The sequence below is a fragment of the Erwinia sp. PME.40.26/001 genome (assembly GCF_055556675.1).
In genome coordinates this window covers 1-241 of the sequence record NZ_JBVHNP010000394.1, presented here as the reverse complement: position 1 = coordinate 241, position 241 = coordinate 1, and the positions used below count along the sequence as shown (strand labels likewise).

At 43.2% G+C, this 241-nt stretch carries 1 protein-coding gene; it reads left to right on the top strand.

Going from position 1 to position 241, the window contains the following annotated elements; all coding sequences use genetic code 11:
* Window positions 1-5: 5 nt before the first annotated feature.
* A partial coding sequence (locus ACZ3HG_RS24680) for an MC/SLC25 family protein (RefSeq protein ID WP_465335149.1) occupies window positions 6-241 on the top strand: 236 nt, incomplete at its 3' end.

The following is a 241-nucleotide window of genomic DNA, read 5'->3' as shown; positions in this document are numbered from 1 at the left end:
GTGGTATGCTTAGTTCTGGCGCAACTCATCTCGCCATTACTCCTCTCGATGTACTCAAAGTCAATATGCAGGTTTATCCCAATAAATATAACAATGGAATCGTATCTGGCCTTTCCACCATCTGGAAACAACAAGGTTCTTATGCTCTTTGGAGAGGTTGGTCCGGGAAACTCTGTGGATACGGTATTCAGGGAGGATTCAAATACGCTCTCTACGAGTATTTCAAGAATCTTTATGCCGA